17 protein-coding genes are annotated in these 16,924 nt (G+C 58.3%); 12 read left to right on the forward strand and 5 right to left on the reverse strand.

Annotated elements, in window-relative coordinates:
• The first annotated feature begins 1 nt into the window (after position 1).
• The 5 genes from nudB (at position 2) to ruvB (ending at position 3,479) form a co-directional block, all read left to right on the forward strand.
• Positions 2 to 445, forward strand: coding sequence for a dihydroneopterin triphosphate diphosphatase (gene nudB / locus HMPREF1024_RS23615; protein WP_002911477.1), 444 nt, complete (start codon positions 2 to 4; stop codon positions 443 to 445).
• Positions 446 to 472: 27 nt separating this feature from the next.
• Positions 473 to 1,213: a YebC/PmpR family DNA-binding transcriptional regulator gene (locus tag HMPREF1024_RS23610; protein ID WP_002911459.1), complete on the forward strand. Its 741-nt coding sequence runs from the start codon at positions 473 to 475 to the stop codon at positions 1,211 to 1,213.
• Positions 1,214 to 1,247: 34 nt separating this feature from the next.
• On the forward strand, positions 1,248 to 1,769 hold the full coding sequence (gene ruvC / locus HMPREF1024_RS23605; protein WP_002911456.1) for a crossover junction endodeoxyribonuclease RuvC: 522 nt from the start codon (positions 1,248 to 1,250) through the stop codon (positions 1,767 to 1,769).
• 79 nt (positions 1,770 to 1,848) lie between these two features.
• A complete protein-coding gene (gene ruvA, locus HMPREF1024_RS23600; RefSeq protein ID WP_002911454.1) occupies positions 1,849 to 2,460 on the forward strand; it encodes a Holliday junction branch migration protein RuvA in 612 nt (203 codons plus the stop codon).
• Positions 2,461 to 2,468: 8 nt separating this feature from the next.
• Positions 2,469 to 3,479 (forward strand): Holliday junction branch migration DNA helicase RuvB, encoded by a 1,011-nt coding sequence (gene ruvB / locus HMPREF1024_RS23595; protein WP_004148860.1) that lies wholly within the window; start codon positions 2,469 to 2,471, stop codon positions 3,477 to 3,479.
• A 19-nt stretch (positions 3,480 to 3,498) separates the two neighbouring features.
• Here ruvB and znuB read toward each other — a convergent pair whose 3' ends face one another.
• Both znuB and znuC read right to left on the reverse strand, forming a co-directional pair.
• Positions 3,499 to 4,329, reverse strand: coding sequence for a zinc ABC transporter permease subunit ZnuB (znuB, locus tag HMPREF1024_RS23590; protein WP_009307533.1), 831 nt, complete (start codon positions 4,327 to 4,329; stop codon positions 3,499 to 3,501).
• Positions 4,329 to 5,081 (reverse strand): zinc ABC transporter ATP-binding protein ZnuC, encoded by a 753-nt coding sequence (gene znuC, locus HMPREF1024_RS23585; protein WP_002911449.1) that lies wholly within the window; start codon positions 5,079 to 5,081, stop codon positions 4,329 to 4,331. Before znuC ends, znuB begins: the two co-directional genes overlap by 1 nt.
• Before the next feature lie 78 nt (positions 5,082 to 5,159).
• On the opposite strand from znuC, the gene znuA reads away from it, so the two are divergent.
• The 3 genes from znuA to lpxM all read left to right on the forward strand — a co-directional run bounded on the left by znuA (position 5,160) and on the right by lpxM (position 8,530).
• Entirely contained in the window at positions 5,160 to 6,104 is a 945-nt protein-coding gene (gene znuA, locus HMPREF1024_RS23580) for a zinc ABC transporter substrate-binding protein ZnuA (protein ID WP_009307534.1), read from the forward strand.
• A 15-nt stretch (positions 6,105 to 6,119) separates the two neighbouring features.
• Positions 6,120 to 7,439 (forward strand): murein DD-endopeptidase MepM, encoded by a 1,320-nt coding sequence (mepM, locus tag HMPREF1024_RS23575; RefSeq protein ID WP_002911444.1) that lies wholly within the window; start codon positions 6,120 to 6,122, stop codon positions 7,437 to 7,439.
• A 110-nt stretch (positions 7,440 to 7,549) separates the two neighbouring features.
• Positions 7,550 to 8,530, forward strand: coding sequence for a lauroyl-Kdo(2)-lipid IV(A) myristoyltransferase (gene lpxM / locus HMPREF1024_RS0125450; protein ID WP_032428337.1), 981 nt, complete (start codon positions 7,550 to 7,552; stop codon positions 8,528 to 8,530).
• Positions 8,531 to 8,571: 41 nt separating this feature from the next.
• Here lpxM and pyk read toward each other — a convergent pair whose 3' ends face one another.
• Together pyk and HMPREF1024_RS23565 are read right to left on the reverse strand one after the other, a co-directional pair.
• Positions 8,572 to 10,014 (reverse strand): pyruvate kinase, encoded by a 1,443-nt coding sequence (pyk, locus tag HMPREF1024_RS23570; protein ID WP_002911440.1) that lies wholly within the window; start codon positions 10,012 to 10,014, stop codon positions 8,572 to 8,574.
• 125 nt (positions 10,015 to 10,139) lie between these two features.
• Complete coding sequence (locus tag HMPREF1024_RS23565; RefSeq protein ID WP_004145555.1) at positions 10,140 to 11,045, reverse strand: MurR/RpiR family transcriptional regulator; 906 nt, start codon at positions 11,043 to 11,045, stop codon at positions 10,140 to 10,142.
• Positions 11,046 to 11,204: 159 nt separating this feature from the next.
• Here HMPREF1024_RS23565 and HMPREF1024_RS0125455 point away from each other — a divergent pair, with 159 nt between their 5' ends.
• The 4 genes from HMPREF1024_RS0125455 to HMPREF1024_RS23550 all read left to right on the forward strand — a co-directional run bounded on the left by HMPREF1024_RS0125455 (position 11,205) and on the right by HMPREF1024_RS23550 (position 15,554).
• The gene (locus tag HMPREF1024_RS0125455; RefSeq protein WP_004145554.1) at positions 11,205 to 11,354 is read left to right on the forward strand and encodes a hypothetical protein; all 150 of its coding nucleotides are present in this window, start codon (positions 11,205 to 11,207) and stop codon (positions 11,352 to 11,354) included.
• A 10-nt stretch (positions 11,355 to 11,364) separates the two neighbouring features.
• Positions 11,365 to 12,840: a glucose-6-phosphate dehydrogenase gene (gene zwf, locus HMPREF1024_RS23560; RefSeq protein WP_009307536.1), complete on the forward strand. Its 1,476-nt coding sequence runs from the start codon at positions 11,365 to 11,367 to the stop codon at positions 12,838 to 12,840.
• A gap of 222 nt (positions 12,841 to 13,062) precedes the next feature.
• Entirely contained in the window at positions 13,063 to 14,874 is a 1,812-nt protein-coding gene (gene edd, locus HMPREF1024_RS23555) for a phosphogluconate dehydratase (protein ID WP_002911425.1), read from the forward strand.
• 38 nt (positions 14,875 to 14,912) lie between these two features.
• Complete coding sequence (locus tag HMPREF1024_RS23550) at positions 14,913 to 15,554, forward strand: bifunctional 4-hydroxy-2-oxoglutarate aldolase/2-dehydro-3-deoxy-phosphogluconate aldolase (RefSeq protein ID WP_002911423.1); 642 nt, start codon at positions 14,913 to 14,915, stop codon at positions 15,552 to 15,554.
• A gap of 57 nt (positions 15,555 to 15,611) precedes the next feature.
• Here the strand turns inward: HMPREF1024_RS23550 and purT are convergent, their stop codons facing one another.
• Positions 15,612 to 16,790, reverse strand: coding sequence for a formate-dependent phosphoribosylglycinamide formyltransferase (purT, locus tag HMPREF1024_RS23545; protein WP_009307537.1), 1,179 nt, complete (start codon positions 16,788 to 16,790; stop codon positions 15,612 to 15,614).
• Positions 16,791 to 16,924: the final 134 nt, after the last annotated feature.

Genomic DNA, 16,924 nt, shown 5'->3' on the forward strand with positions numbered 1-16,924 from the left:
TATGTCATTTAAGCTGCCCGTTTCGGTGCTGGTGGTGATTTACGCCGAAGATACGAAACGGGTGCTGATGTTGCAGCGGCGCGACGATCCCGCGTTCTGGCAGTCGGTCACCGGCAGCCTGGAAGCTGGAGAGACCGCGCTGCAGGCCGCCGCGCGTGAAGTAAAGGAAGAGGTCGCCATTGACGTTGCCTGCGAGCAACTGACCTTAATCGACTGTCAGCGCACGGTGGAGTTCGAGATATTTTCTCATTTGCGTCATCGCTATGCGCCGGGTGTAGAGCGCAATACGGAATTCTGGTTCTGTCTTGCGCTGCCTCATGAGCGGGAGATTACTTTCACCGAACATCTGGCCTATCGCTGGGTCAGCGCGACGGAAGCCGCTGCGCTGACCAAGTCGTGGAGCAACCGGCAGGCGATTGAAGAATTTGTAATTAACGCCGCCTGAAAGGGCGCGCTTTTTGGAGAGTTTTTTATGGCAGGTCATAGTAAATGGGCCAACACCAAACACCGCAAAGCGGCACAGGATGCCAAACGCGGTAAAATCTTTACGAAAATCATTCGCGAGCTGGTCACCGCCGCGCGTCTGGGCGGTGGCGATCCGGCTTCCAACCCGCGTCTGCGTGCGGCCGTTGATAAAGCGCTGTCTAACAACATGACTCGCGACACCCTGAACCGCGCCATCGCGCGCGGCGTCGGCGGCGATGAAGACGCGAACATGGAAACCATCATTTATGAAGGCTACGGCCCTGGCGGCACCGCGGTGATGGTGGAATGTCTGTCCGACAACCGTAACCGTACCGTTGCGGAAGTGCGTCACGCCTTCACCAAAACCGGGGGTAACCTCGGCACCGATGGTTCCGTTTCCTACCTGTTCAGCAAGAAAGGCGTTATCTCCTTCGAGAAAGGCGATGAAGACACTATCATGGAAGCGGCGCTGGAAGCAGGCGCAGAAGACGTGGTGACCTATGACGACGGCGCCATCGACGTCTACACCGCCTGGGAAGAGATGGGCGCCGTGCGCGACGCGCTGGAAGCCGCCGGCCTGAAAGCCGACGCTGCCGAAGTCTCAATGATTCCGTCCACCAAAGCGGATATGGATGCCGAGACGGCGCCGAAGCTGCTGCGTCTGATCGATATGCTGGAAGACTGCGACGACGTGCAGGAAGTGTACCATAACGGCGAGATCTCCGACGAGGTCGCAGCCACCCTGTGATGCAGCCGCATCCACGGTTAACCGGAGGCGCGTGATGGCTATTATTCTCGGCATTGACCCGGGGTCGCGCGTTACCGGTTATGGCGTGATCCGCCAGGTTGGGCGGCAGCTGAGCTATCTGGGCAGCGGATGCATCCGCACCAAAGTGGACGATCTGCCGTCGCGGCTGAAGCTGATCTACGCCGGGGTGACGGAGATCATCACCCAGTTCCAGCCCGACTATTTCGCCATTGAGCAGGTCTTTATGGCCAAGAATGCCGACTCGGCGTTAAAGCTCGGGCAGGCGCGCGGGGTGGCGATCGTCGCAGCGACCAATCAGGCGCTGCCGGTGTTTGAATACGCCGCCCGTCAGGTCAAGCAGACCGTGGTCGGGATTGGCAGCGCCGAAAAGAGCCAGGTCCAGCATATGGTGCGCACCTTGCTCAAGCTGCCCGCCAATCCGCAGGCGGATGCGGCGGATGCGCTGGCGATCGCCATCACCCATTGCCATGTCAGCCAGAATGCCGCTCAGATCAGCGAGACCCGGCTCAATCTGGCGCGGGGGCGCTTACGATAATCGCAAATCAGGCTGGATATCTATCCAGCCTTTTTTTATGATACCGCCAGATACTTAGACCATAACGCAGGAGCCCCACGTGATAGGCAGACTCAGAGGCATCATTCTCGAAAAACAACCCCCGCTGGTGTTGCTGGAAACGGCGGGCGTCGGCTATGAAGTGCATATGCCAATGACCTGCTTCTATGAGCTGCCGGAGGCCGGGCAGGAGGCGATCGTCTTCACCCACTTTGTGGTGCGTGAAGATGCCCAGCTGCTGTATGGGTTTAACAACAAACAGGAACGTACCCTGTTTAAAGAGTTGATTAAAACCAACGGCGTGGGGCCCAAGCTGGCGCTGGCGATCCTCTCCGGCATGTCGGCGCAGCAGTTCGTCAACGCCGTTGAACGGGAAGAGGTCGCCTCGCTGGTGAAGCTGCCGGGGATTGGCAAAAAAACCGCTGAACGTCTGATCGTTGAGATGAAAGATCGCTTCAAAGGGCTGCACGGCGACCTGTTCACCCCGGCGGCCGATCTGGTGCTGACCTCGCCGGCAGGCCCAACGGCGGACGATGCCGAGCAGGAAGCGGTTGCTGCGCTTGTCGCGCTGGGCTATAAACCGCAGGAGGCCAGCCGGATGGTCAGCAAGATCGCGCGTCCGGACGCCAACAGTGAAACGCTAATTCGCGAAGCGCTGCGCGCTGCGTTGTGAGGTAAGGGATGATTGAAGCAGACCGGCTGGTATCGGCAGACAGCAGCGGCTTTGAAGAGGCCGCTGACCGCGCCATCCGCCCAAAATTGCTGGCAGAGTATGTCGGCCAGCCGCAGGTGCGTTCGCAGATGGAGATCTTTATCCAGGCGGCGAAGCTGCGCGGCGACGCCCTCGATCACCTGCTGATTTTTGGCCCGCCAGGGTTGGGGAAAACCACCCTGGCCAATATCGTCGCCAATGAAATGGGGGTGAATCTGCGTACCACCTCCGGCCCGGTGCTGGAGAAGGCGGGCGATCTCGCCGCGATGCTCACCAACCTCGAACCGCACGATGTTCTGTTTATCGATGAGATCCATCGCCTCTCGCCGGTGGTGGAAGAGGTGCTCTATCCGGCAATGGAAGACTACCAGCTGGATATTATGATTGGCGAAGGTCCGGCGGCGCGTTCCATCAAGATCGATCTGCCGCCGTTTACCCTGATCGGCGCCACCACCCGCGCCGGTTCGTTGACCTCGCCGCTGCGCGACCGCTTTGGCATCGTGCAGCGTCTGGAGTTCTATCAGATCCCCGATCTGCAGCATATTGTCAGCCGCAGCGCCCGCCATATGGGGCTGGAGATGAGCGACGAGGGCGCGCTGGAAGTAGCCCGCCGTTCACGCGGCACGCCGCGTATTGCCAACCGTCTGCTGCGCCGGGTGCGTGACTTTGCGGAAGTGCGCCACGACGGCACCATCTCCGCCGATATTGCCGCCCAGGCGCTGGATATGCTTAACGTCGATGCGGAAGGGTTCGACTATATGGACCGTAAGCTGCTGCTGGCGGTGATAGATAAGTTCTTTGGCGGTCCGGTGGGGCTGGATAACCTCGCCGCCGCGATTGGCGAAGAGCGGGAAACCATTGAAGATGTACTGGAGCCCTACTTAATTCAGCAGGGCTTTCTGCAGCGTACGCCGCGGGGAAGAATGGCGACGGTGCGCGCCTGGAATCATTTCGGGATTACGCCGCCGGAAATGCCGTAGCGCGTTGCGGTTGAGCAGTTTATGGTGAAGCCCGGTCAGCAGCGTGACCGGGCTTTTTCATTTTCAGCTGGCGGCTTTTTTTCGTCATGCTGAGAATAAACAGCACCGCGGCGCAGAGCACCACCGACGGCCCGGCCGGGGTATCATAGAAAGCCGAGAAGGTTAACCCGCCGGTAACGGCCAGCATGCCCACGCCCACCGCCACGGCGGCCATCTGCTCTGGCGTACGGGCAAAACGGCGGGCGGTGGCGGCAGGTATAATCAGCAGGGAAGTAATGATCAGCGCCCCGACGAACTTCATCGCCACGCCGATAGTCAGGGCGGTGACCAGCATCAACAGCAGCTTGACCCGCTGCAGCTTCACGCCGTCGACAAACGCCAGGTCCGGACTGATGGTCATCGCCAGCAGATTTCGCCACTGCCAGAGTAGAATGCCAATCACAATCACCACGCCAGTGGCAATGGCGATCAGGTCCTGCGGCGTAACCGCCAGCAGATCGCCGAACAGGTACGCCATCAGATCGACGCGGACGTTAGACATCAGACTGACCACCACCAGCCCCAGGGACAGCGCGCTGTGCGCCATGATGCCCAGCAGGGTATCGATCGCCAGATGCGGTCGTTTTTCCAGCCACACCAGCCCGCCGGCCAGCAGCAGGGTCACGGCGATCACCGCATAGAACGGATTGACGTTAAGCAATAAACCGAAAGCGACGCCGAGCAGAGACGCATGCGCCAGCGTGTCGCCGAAATAAGACATGCGGCGCCAGACCACAAAGGAGCCCAGCGGACCAGCGGCGCAGGCCAGCATCATCCCGGCAAGCCAGCCAGGTAACAGAAGTTCAATCATTAGCGGCTGTTTCCCCGACGCAGTACAATTCGCCCCTGAAGGTCGTGGCGGTGATTATGGTGGTGGCGGTATATCCCCAGCTGTTCCGCGCCGCGCGGGCCGAACATGGAGATAAACTCCGGGTGCATGGAGACCACCTCCGGTGCGCCAGAGCAGCAGATATGCTGGTTCAGGCACAAAACTTCGTCGGTTTTGGCCATCACCAGATGCAGATCGTGGGATACCATTAGCACCGCGCAGTCCAGTTCATGGCGCAGCTGGTTGATAAGATCGTAGAGCGCCACCTGGCCGTTGACGTCAACACCCTGGGTCGGTTCATCCAGCACCAGCAGCTGCGGACGGTTGAGCAGGGCGCGGGCCAGCAGTACGCGCTGCGTTTCGCCGCCGGAGAGCTTTTGCATCGGCGCATCGATCAGATGCCCCGCCTGCACGCGCTTCAGCGCCGGCAGGATGTCGTCTTTACGGGTGCCCGGGCGCAAACGCAGGAAGCGGCTAACGGTCAGCGGCAGCGTGGCGTCCAGATGCAGTTTCTGCGGCACATAGCCGATGCGCAGGCGTGCGTCACGCTTGATAACACCCTCTGTCGGTGCTACCAGCCCGAGAACCACCCGCACAAGGGTCGATTTGCCGGCGCCGTTGGGGCCCAGCAGGGTTAAGATTTTGCCTGGCGTGAGAGCCAGCGAGATGTCAGACAACACGCGGCGTTGGCCAAAGGCCACCGAGACATTTTCCAGCGTTACAAGGTTTGTCATAGTAATTTAGGGGTTGCACAAGCTAGTGAATGTTATAATATCACATCACACTCACTTATTTCGATGACTAGACGCATTATGTTACATAAAAATACGCTTCTTTGCGCTGGACTTGGCGCTGTTTTTTTGTTCGCACAGGTACCGCTGGCAAGCGCCGCCGTGGTGACTTCTATGAAACCGCTGGGCTTTATTGCGGCGGCCATCGCCGATGGGGTGACCGAGACCCAGGTGCTGCTGCCCGATGGCGCCTCTGAGCATGATTATTCCCTCCGTCCTTCTGATGTAAAACGCTTACAGAACGCAGACTTAGTGGTGTGGATTGGTCCGGAAATGGAAGCCTTTATGGATAAGTCGACGCAAAGCATTGCGGCGAATAAAAAGGTGACGATTGCCGAGCTGGATGGGGTCAAACCGCTGCTCATGACCGGGGCGGACGACGATGACGATCACCATGGTCATGACCATGGCGCAGCAGAAAAAGGTGACGGCGATCACCATCACGGTATTCACAATATGCATCTGTGGTTATCCCCAGAGATAGCGCGGCTTTCGGCGGTTGCAATCCACGATAAATTATTGGAACTTATGCCGCAGAGTCGAGCCAAACTCGACAGCAACCTGCAGCAGTTCGAGACCGCGCTGGCGGCGACCGACAAGCAGGTGAGCAATGAGCTGGCACCGCTGAAAGGGAAGGGCTATTTCGTTTTTCATGACGCCTACGGTTACTTTGAAAAACACTACGGTTTGACCTCGCTGGGGCACTTTACCGTCAACCCTGAAATACAGCCCGGTGCGCAGCGTTTACACGAAATCAGAACACAACTGGTTGAGCAGAAAGCCACTTGCGTTTTTGCTGAGCCACAGTTCAGGCCAGCGGTTATCGAAGCTGTTGCCCGGGGCACGTCTGTGCGCATGGGGACCCTGGATCCACTGGGGACAGGAATTACGCTGGGTAAAACGAGTTACCCGCAATTCCTCACCCAACTGGCGAATCAGTATTCGAGCTGCCTGAAAGGAGATTAACGAGGAAGTGAATACGTGCAACAGATAGCCCGCGCTGTCACTCAGGCATTCAACAATCTGCCACGACCTCATCGCGTTATGCTGGGGTCGCTTAGCGTTCTTACCTTAGCGGTCGCCGTCTGGCGACCCTACATTTACCACCCGGAATCCGCCCCCATCGTCAGAACCATTGAACTGGAAAAAAGCGAGATCCGCTCCCTGCTGCCGGAAGCCTCCGAGCCGATCGATCAGGCCCCGCAGGAAGAAGAAGCCATTCCTCAGGATGAGCTCGACGAAAAAGCCGATAGCGATGCCGGCGGGCACGAATATGTGGTGTCGACCGGCGATACGCTCAGCAGTATTCTGAACCAGTACGGTATCGATATGGGCGATATCGCCCAGCTTTCCTCCGCCGATAAAGAGCTGCGCAACCTGAAGATTGGCCAGCAGCTCTCCTGGACCCTGACCGCCGACGGCGATCTGCAGAGCTTGACCTGGGAGATGTCCCGCCGCGAGACCCGCACCTATACCCGTGTGGATAACGGTTTTAAAATGAGCAGCGAGCTGCAGAAAGGCGATTGGGTCAACAGCGTGCTGAAGGGCACCGTCGGCGCCAGCTTTGTCTCCAGCGCGCGTGATGCCGGGCTGACCAGCACGGAAATCAACGCGGTGATCAAGGCCATGCAGTGGCAGATGGATTTCCGTAAGCTGAAGAAAGGCGACGAATTCTCGGTATTGATGTCGCGCGAAATGCTCGACGGCAAACGTGAGCAAAGCCAGTTACTCGGCGTGCGTCTTCGCTCTGACGGTAAGGATTACTATGCCATCCGCGCCGAAGACGGCAAATTCTACGACCGCAACGGGACGGGTCTGGCGAAGGGCTTTATGCGCTTCCCAACGGCGCGTCAGTTCCGCGTCTCCTCTAACTTTAATCCGCGTCGTCTGAACCCGGTCACCGGCCGCGTCGCGCCGCACCGTGGCGTCGATTTCGCGATGCCGCAGGGAACGCCAGTGCTGGCCGTGGGCGATGGTGAAGTAGTCGTGGCCAAACGCAGCGGCGCTGCCGGGTATTACGTCGCGATCCGCCACGGTCGCACCTATACCACTCGCTACATGCACCTGCGTAAGCTGTTAGTGAAGCCGGGGCAGAAAGTGAAGCGCGGGGATCGCATTGCGCTGTCGGGGAATACCGGACGCTCTACCGGGCCACACCTGCACTACGAAGTGTGGATCAACCAGCAGGCGGTCAACCCGCTGACGGCTAAGCTGCCGCGTACCGAAGGGCTGAGCGGTTCCGACCGGACCGACTATCTGGCGCAGGTCAAAGAGGTCGTTCCGCAGCTGCGGTTTGACTAACCACCGGTCAGTGGAAAGCCGGTGCCCCTGGGCGCCGGCTTTTTCTTTTGTAGGATACCCGACGTCTCGCTACACTATCCCATTATCTTGATTAAGCAGTCGATCTGCGGATTGGGCATGGAAACGAAAAAAATAATATTGAGTTTATCCCTAAGTTTGAAAAATCCTTTTTACTGCCGCGCTACTGGGGCGCCTGGCTGGGGGTCTTTGCCTTCGCCGGTATTGCGCTGACGCCGCCATCCTTTCGCGATCCGCTCCTCGGCAAACTCGGTCGTCTGGTAGGGCGTCTGGCGAAAAGCTCGCGCCGCCGGGCGCAGATTAATTTGCTGTACTGCTTCCCGGAAAAAAGCGAGTACGAGCGGGAAGCGATTATCGACGCCATGTATGCCTCGGCGCCGCAGGCGATGGTGATGATGGCCGAGCTGGGCCTGCGCGATCCGCAGAAAATACTTGCCCGCGTCGACTGGCAGGGGAAAGCGATCATCGACGAGATGCAGCGCAATAATGAGAAGGTGATTTTTCTCGTTCCGCATGCATGGGGTGTGGATATCCCGGCGATGCTGATGGCCTCCGGCGGGCAGAAGATGGCGGCGATGTTCCATAACCAGGGTAACCCGGTGTTCGATTACGTATGGAATACCGTGCGTCGTCGTTTTGGCGGGCGTATGCACGCGCGCAACGATGGGATCAAACCGTTTATTCAGTCGGTGCGCCAGGGCTACTGGGGCTACTATCTGCCCGATCAGGATCACGGCGCCGAACACAGCGAGTTTGTGGATTTCTTTGCCACCTACAAGGCCACGCTGCCGGCGATTGGCCGCTTAATGAAAGTATGCCGCGCCCGCGTCGTACCGCTGTTCCCGGTCTACGATGGCAAGACGCATCGCCTGACGGTGCTGGTGCGCCCGCCGATGGACGATCTGCTGGACGCTGACGATACGACCATCGCCCGGCGGATGAACGAAGAAGTGGAAGTGTTTGTTAAACCGCACACCGAGCAGTATACCTGGATCCTGAAGCTGCTGAAAACGCGCAAGCCGGGTGAAATTGAGCCCTATAAACGCAAAGAGCTGTTCCCGAAAAAGAAATAAAAAAAGACCTCCGTCAGGAGGCTTTTTTATCTCTACCGTGCTTACTCGACGGTGAGGATACGAGTGGTGTTGGTGCTGCCGATGGTGCTCATCACGTCACCCTGGGTAACGACCACGAGGTCGCCGGAGACCAGATAGCCTTTGTCCCGCAGCAGATTGACGGCGTCGTGCGCGGCGGCCACCCCGTCATTCTGGCTGTCGAAGAACACCGGCGTCACCCCGCGGTAGAGGGCGGTCAGGTTCAGGGTGCGCTCGTGGCGGGAGAGGGCGAAAATCGGCAGACCGGAGCTAATGCGCGAAGTCATCAGCGCGGTACGGCCCGATTCGGTCATGGTGATGATGGCGGTAATGCCTTTCAGGTGGTTGGCGGCATACATCGCCGACATGGCAATCGCTTCTTCCACGTTGTCGAACTGGACGTCCAGACGGTGTTTGGAGACGTTGAGGCTAGGGATTTTTTCCGCGCCCAGACACACGCGCGCCATCGCGGCCACGGTTTCCGAAGGATACTGACCGGCAGCGGTCTCCGCGGAGAGCATCACCGCATCGGTACCATCCAGCACGGCGTTGGCCACGTCCATCACTTCCGCGCGAGTCGGCATCGGGTTGGTGATCATCGACTCCATCATCTGGGTGGCGGTGATGACGGAACGGTTCAGCTGACGGGCACGACGGATCAGCGCTTTCTGGATGCCCACCAGCTCAGGATCGCCGATCTCGACGCCGAGGTCGCCACGGGCAACCATTACCACATCGGAGGCGAGGATCACGTCGTCCATCGCATCCTGATCGCAAACCGCTTCGGCACGCTCAACTTTGGCGACGATTTTCGCATCGCAGCCGGCATCGCGCGCCAAGCGACGGGCGTAGTTCAGGTCTTCGCCGCAGCGCGGGAAAGAGACGGCCAGGTAGTCGACGCCGATTTTAGCGGCGGTGACGATATCAGCTTTATCTTTGTCGGTCAGCGCTTCGGCAGACAGGCCGCCGCCCAGCTTGTTGATCCCTTTGTTGTTGGACAACGGGCCGCCGACGGTCACTTCAGTGAACACTTTCATCCCCTGAACTTCGAGGACTTTCAGCTGCACGCGACCATCGTCGAGCAATAAGATATCGCCCGGCACGACGTCCGCCGGCAGGCCTTTATAGTCGATCCCGACTTTCTCTTTGTCGCCTTCGCCTTTGCCAAGGTTTGCGTCGAGCAGGAATTTATCGCCGACGTTGAGGAAAATTTTGCCTTCTTTGAAGGTCGATACGCGAATTTTTGGTCCCTGGAGGTCGCCGAGGATGGCCACATGACGGCCCAGTTTTGCCGCAATCTCACGCACTTTGTCGGCACGGAGCTGATGATCTTCCGGGGTGCCGTGAGAGAAGTTCATACGTACTACGTTTGCGCCCGCGGCGATAACCTTTTCCAGGTTGTTATCGCGGTCAGTTGCCGGGCCTAAGGTAGTAACGATTTTGGTTCTGCGAAGCCTTCTGGACATGTAATACTCCGTTGACTGATACAACTTAGGTGTTGCGTGAACATGGATTCGGTAGCGCCAGCCTGCAACGTCGCACAGCCGGATCGTTATCGAAGGTGTAATGGGGTACTGCTTGTTATCAACTTTTATTGATTATCACTGGGTACGAATGGTTCTTTATCAAAACGCGATTCCTTCAGCGCTTCCTTGACCCTCTTCAAGTTATCTCTGAATTTTGCCCCCCGACGCAAGGTAAAGCCAGTCGCCAACACGTCAATGACGGTCAACTGGGCCAAACGGGAGACCATCGGCATATAGATGTCGGTATCTTCCGGCACATCAAGGGTAATGGCGAGCGTGGCTTCCCTGGCTAGCGGCGTACCGGCGGAGGTGAGCGCGATCACCATGGCATCGTTTTCACGAGCCAGCTGCGCCAGCTCCACCAGGCTCTTGGTTCTTCCGGTATGCGAGATAATCACCACCACATCATCGTCATCGCAATTCATACAGCTCATCCGTTGCAGGACAATGTCGTCGGAATAGATGACCGGCACGTTAAAGCGGAAAAATTTGTTCATCGCGTCGTGAGCGACCGCCGCTGAGGAGCCGAGGCCGAAAAAGGCGATTTTTTTGGCCTGAGTCAGCAGATCCACCGCGCGATTTACCGCCGACATGTCGAGAGAATGGTGCACCTGATCTAAACTCGCCATGGCCGATTCGAATATTTTTCCCGTGTATGACTCAACGCTGTCGTCTTCATCGACATTCCGGTTAACATAGAGCGTGCCGTGCGCAAGGCTCTGGGCCAGATGCAGTTTGAAGTCAGGGAATCCGCGGGTTTCGAGACTACGGCAGAAGCGATTGACGGTCGGTTCGCTAACCCCGGCCTCAAGGGCGAGGGCGGCGATGCTCGAATGAATGGCCTGCTCGGGGGTGGCGAGGATCACTTCCGCCACTTTGCGTTCAGATTTGCTAAGGTGTTCCAGTCGGGACTGGATTTTTTCCAGCATGTTCATTAGTAACAGGGCGCTCATCAATGGAAACGATTTCATTAATGGGTGAAATCATTGGGCGTTTTAGCAAGAATATACCCCTCCGCAAGCGCAAGCGGTGAGGAATGACGTGAAATGATGTTGTTTTTTTTCATTACATGATCAGGGTCGTATTTTACTGACCTGAACCAGGTACAAACAACGAACAATAACGGCCGAATGCCCAAATCATCGCCGAATGTTTTCACCCTGTGCGGTTTTACCGCCGCAAACGAAGGGGAAGGCTTTCGGGAAATACGTAAACACAGTACAGTGCAGTGTAAGAAAATTACAAATATAGCCTGGCAAAAGCACCAGACTATCAACTGAGGAGAATGACATGGCGGTAACGCAAACGGCCCAGGCATGCGACCTGGTCATTTTCGGCGCGAAGGGCGACCTGGCGCGGCGTAAATTGTTGCCTTCCCTGTATCAGCTTGAAAAGGCGGGCCAGATCCACGCTGACACCAGAATCATTGGCGTCGGCCGTGCCGACTGGGATAAAGCGGCTTATACCAAAGTCGTGCGCGAAGCGCTGGAAACCTTCATGAAAGAAAAAATTGATGAAGGTTTGTGGGATACCCTGAGCGGACGCCTGGAGTTCTGTAATCTTGACGTCAATGACACCAGCGGCTTCACCCGCTTGGGTGAGATGCTGGATCAAAAGAACCGTGTCACCATCAACTATTTCGCTATGCCGCCGAGCACCTTTGGCGCGATCTGTAAAGGGCTGGGCGAAGCGAAGCTTAATGCCAAGCCTGCGCGCGTGGTCATGGAAAAACCGCTCGGCACCTCGCTGGAAACCTCCTGTGAAATCAACGACCAGGTCGGCGAGTTTTTTGAAGAGTGTCAGGTCTACCGTATCGACCACTATCTCGGTAAAGAGACGGTCCTCAACCTGCTGGCGCTGCGCTTCGCCAACTCCCTGTTCGTCAATAACTGGGACTGCCGCACCATCGATCACGTCGAAATCACCGTCGCGGAAGAGGTGGGTATTGAAGGGCGCTGGGGTTACTTCGACCAGGCCGGGCAGATGCGCGACATGATCCAGAACCACCTGCTGCAGATCCTGTGCATGATTGCCATGTCGCCGCCGTCCGATCTCAGCGCCGACAGCATCCGTGATGAAAAGGTCAAGGTGCTGAAATCCCTGCGCCGTATTGACCGCTCCAACGTGCGCGAGAAAACCGTTCGCGGCCAGTATACCGCCGGCTTTGCCCAGGGCAAAAAAGTGCCTGGCTATCTCGAAGAGGAGGGGGCCAACAAGACCAGCAACACCGAAACCTTCGTGGCGATCCGCGTCGATATCGATAACTGGCGCTGGGCTGGCGTACCGTTCTATCTGCGCACCGGCAAACGTCTGCCGACCAAATGCTCAGAGGTAGTGGTTTACTTCAAAACCCCGGAACTGAATCTGTTTAAAGAGACCTGGCAGGAGCTGCCGCAGAACAAGCTGACCATTCGCCTGCAGCCGGACGAAGGGGTAGATATCCAGGTACTGAACAAAGTGCCGGGCCTCGATCATAAACATAACCTGCAGATCACTAAACTGGATCTGAGCTATTCCGAGACCTTTAATCAGACGCACCTGGCCGATGCCTATGAACGTCTGCTGCTGGAAACCATGCGTGGCATCCAGGCGCTGTTCGTTCGCCGCGACGAAGTAGAAGAGGCGTGGAAATGGGTTGACTCCATTACCGAAGCCTGGGCAGCCGACCGCGATGCGCCGAAACCGTATCAGGCCGGGACCTGGGGACCGGTTGCGTCGGTGGCCATGATCACTCGCGACGGTCGTTCATGGAACGAGTTCGAGTAAGGCTGGAGGCTAATCCGTCAGGGTTATTTTACCGGTAACATGATCTGACGCAGAAAGTCGCACGCTTTTTAATCTTTTAAGCCCCGTGAGGATTCACCCACGGGGCTTTTTTTATTACACTGCCTGCAGACATTTTGCCCCTGAGCGCTGGTGTTTGTGGCCTTTACCACGTCAACACGTCATCACGCAGCGGCCGGACAGATAAAAATTTGAGGAGCCTTTATGAATTCGACAATGTTACGGGTAACAAATCGCATTATCGAACGGTCGCGTGACACCCGCGCGGCTTACCTCGCAAGGATTAACCAGGCCAAAACCGACACCGTGCATCGTGCGCAACTGGCCTGCGGCAATCTGGCTCACGGATTCGCGGCCTGCCAGGCTGACGACAAAGCCTCCCTGAAGAGCATGTTGCGCAACAACATTGCCATCATCACCTCCTACAACGACATGTTGTCCGCTCACCAGCCCTATGAACACTACCCGGAGATCATCCGCAAAGCGCTGCACAGCGCCAATGCGGTCGGCCAGGTCGCCGGCGGCGTGCCGGCGATGTGCGACGGCGTAACGCAGGGGCAGGACGGGATGGAGCTTTCACTCCTGAGCCGCGAGGTGATCGCTATGTCCGCCGCCATCGGCCTGTCGCATAACATGTTCGACGGGGCCCTGTATCTCGGGGTCTGCGATAAAATTGTTCCCGGTCTGACCATGGCGGCGCTCTCATTTGGCCATCTGCCGTCGGTCTTTATTCCCTCCGGTCCGATGGCCAGCGGCCTGCCGAATAAAGAGAAGGTTCGCATTCGCCAGCTGTATGCAGAAGGGAAAGTTGACCGTATGGCGCTCCTGGAGTCCGAAGCCGCCTCTTATCACGCGCCGGGGACCTGTACTTTCTACGGAACGGCGAACACCAACCAGATGGTGGTCGAATTTATGGGCATGCAGCTGCCGGGCTCGTCCTTTGTCCATCCGGATGCTCCGCTGCGGGAAGCACTGACCGCCGCCGCCGCGCGCCAGGTCACCCGCATGACCGGCAACGGCAATGAGTGGATGCCGCTGGGCAAAATGTTTGACGAAAAAGTGGTGGTCAACGGCATCGTGGCGCTGCTGGCGACCGGTGGCTCCACCAACCACACTATGCACCTGGTGGCGATGGCCCGCGCGGCGGGAATTATCATTAACTGGGACGATTTCTCCGACCTGTCAGACGTTGTGCCGCTGCTGGCGCGCCTCTATCCCAACGGCCCGGCGGATATCAACCACTTCCAGGCGGCAGGCGGCGTTCCGGTACTGGTGCGCGAGCTGCTGAAAGGCGGCCTGCTGCATGAGGATGTTCACACCGTGGCCGGCTTTGGCCTGTCGCGCTACACCCTGGAGCCATGGCTGAATAACGGCGAGCTGGACTGGCGCGAAGGGGCGACAGCGCCATTGGACGACCAGGTCATCGCGACCTTTGAAAAACCATTCTCCCGCCACGGCGGCACCAAGGTGCTGAGCGGCAACCTGGGACGCGCGGTGATGAAAACTTCGGCGGTCCCGGTGGAGAACCAGGTGATTGAAGCGCCGGCGGTGGTATTTGAGAGCCAGCACGACGTGTTGCCGGCCTTTGAAGCGGGGCTGCTGGACAAAGACTGCGTGGTGGTGGTCCGTCATCAGGGGCCAAAAGCGAACGGGATGCCAGAATTACATAAACTTATGCCGCCACTTGGTGTATTATTGGACCGCCGTTTCAAAATAGCGCTGGTGACCGATGGCCGACTCTCTGGCGCCTCCGGTAAAGTTCCGTCAGCCATTCACGTCACGCCTGAAGCGTATGATGGCGGCTTGCTGGCGAAAGTGCGCGATGGCGATCTTATTCGCGTGAACGGACAGACGGGGGAACTGACGCTGCTGGTGGATGAGGCCGAACTGGCGGCGCGTCAGCCGCATATCCCTGACCTCAGCGCGTCGCGCGTGGGAACCGGTCGGGAGATGTTTGGGGCGCTGCGTGAGAAGCTCTCTGGCGCGGAGCAGGGCGCAACCTGCATCACTTTTTAAGACGATTTAATTTCTAGATCTGGCGAGAGAAAATCCTGATGAAAAACTGGAAAACAACAGCAGAAGCAATCCTCACCTCCGGTCCGGTTGTCCCGGTTATCGTAGTGAAAAAGCTGGAACACGCGGTACCGATGGCGAAAGCGCTGGTGGCGGGCGGCGTTCGCGTGCTGGAAGTTACCCTGCGCACCGAGTGCGCCCTGGAGGCGATCCGCGCGATTGCCAAAGAAGTTCCGGACGCGATTGTCGGCGCGGGCACGGTTACCAACGTTGAGCAGTTGAAAGCGGTAACGGAAGCCGGCGCGCAGTTCGCTATCAGCCCGGGTCTTACCGAATCCCTGCTGAAAGCGGCGACCGAAGACGGCACCATCCCGCTGATCCCGGGGATCAGCACGGTATCTGAGCTGATGCTGGGTATGCAGTATGGCCTGAAAGAGTTTAAATTCTTCCCGGCGGAAGCCAACGGCGGCGTGAAAGCCCTGCAGGCGATTGCGGGTCCGTTCGGCCACATTCGTTTCTGCCCGACCGGCGGTATCTCTCCGGCCAACTACCGTGACTACCTGGCGCTGAACAGCGTACTGTGCATCGGCGGTTCCTGGCTGGTGCCAGCCGACGCCCTCGAAGCCGGCGACTACGATCGCATCACCACCCTCGCGCGAGAAGCGGTGGAAGGCGCGAAATAAACCACGCCTCCAGGTCAACAACCCGGTCTGCGGCAACGCGACCGGGTTTTTTTGTCTTTACCCTTCGACGATGACCGCCGCGGCGGCGGCTTTAGCCCGCGCCACGGCCTCCTCAACCGAATCGGCGACGGCGAGGGTTACCCCCAGGCGGCGGGTACCGTCAATCTCCGGCTTGCCGAACAGACGCAGCTGCAGGCCAGCCCCGACGGCCGACTGCAGCTGGCCAAAGCTGACGTTCTGGCTGGACAACTGCGGAAGGATCACCGCGGAGGCGGCCGGACCATACTGGCGGATAGCGCCGACGGGTAGCCCGAGGAAGGCGCGAACGTGCAGGGCGAATTCCGAGAGATCCTGGGAGATAAGCGTCACCATCCCGGTGTCGTGTGGTCGCGGGGAGACTTCGCTGAAGATCACCTCGTCGCCGCATACGAACAGCTCCACGCCAAACAGACCATAACCTCCCAGCGCCAGCACCACCTCGCGGGCGATGGCCTGGGCACGCTCGAGGGCCAGGTCGCTCATCTGCTGCGGCTGCCAGGACTCGCGGTAATCGCCGTCTTCCTGACGATGGCCAACCGGAGCGCAGAAATGCACGCCATCGACAGCGCTGACGGTGAGCAGGGTGATTTCGAAATCGAAGTTCACCACCCCCTCGACGATCACCCGTCCGGCGCCAGCGCGGCCGCCCTGCTGCGCATAGCGCCAGGCTTCGCTGAGCTGGTCAGCCGAGCGGATAAAGCTCTGGCCTTTGCCGGAGGAGCTCATCACCGGTTTAACGATGCATGGCAAACCGATCTCGGTAACCGCCGCGCGGAAGCCTTCTTCGCTGTCGGCAAAACGATAGCAGGAAGTGGGAAGCTGCAGCTCTTCCGCCGCCAGGCGGCGAATGCCTTCGCGGTTCATGGTGAGCTTTGCCGCCCGCGCCGTGGGGACCACTTTCTGCCCGGCCTGTTCCAGTTCGACCAGGGTGTCGGTAGCGATAGCTTCGATCTCCGGCACGATGTAATCGGGTTTTTCCTGTTCAATCAGGGCGCGCAGGCTCTCGCCGTGCAGCATATTGATGACGTGGGCGCGGTGGGCGACCTGCATCGCCGGGGCATCGGGGTAGCGGTCTACGGCGATGGTTTCAATGCCCAGACGCTGACATTCAATAGCGACTTCTTTACCCAACTCGCCGGAACCTAACAACATAACTTTGGTGGCTGCCGGGCGCAGCGCGGTGCCTAATACAGTCATAACTCTCATCCGCAGTAAAAATAGATGGCAGCGATTATAAACGAAAACGTTTGCGTATGTCTTTACGCGCGTAACGCGCGTGAGTTGAGTCCGGGAGGGAAATTTGCTATACTGTATAAAAATACAGTGTTGAG

Origin of the sequence: Klebsiella sp. 4_1_44FAA, from assembly GCF_000238715.1 — a bacterium.
Classification (GTDB): Bacteria; Pseudomonadota; Gammaproteobacteria; order Enterobacterales; family Enterobacteriaceae; genus Klebsiella; species Klebsiella pneumoniae.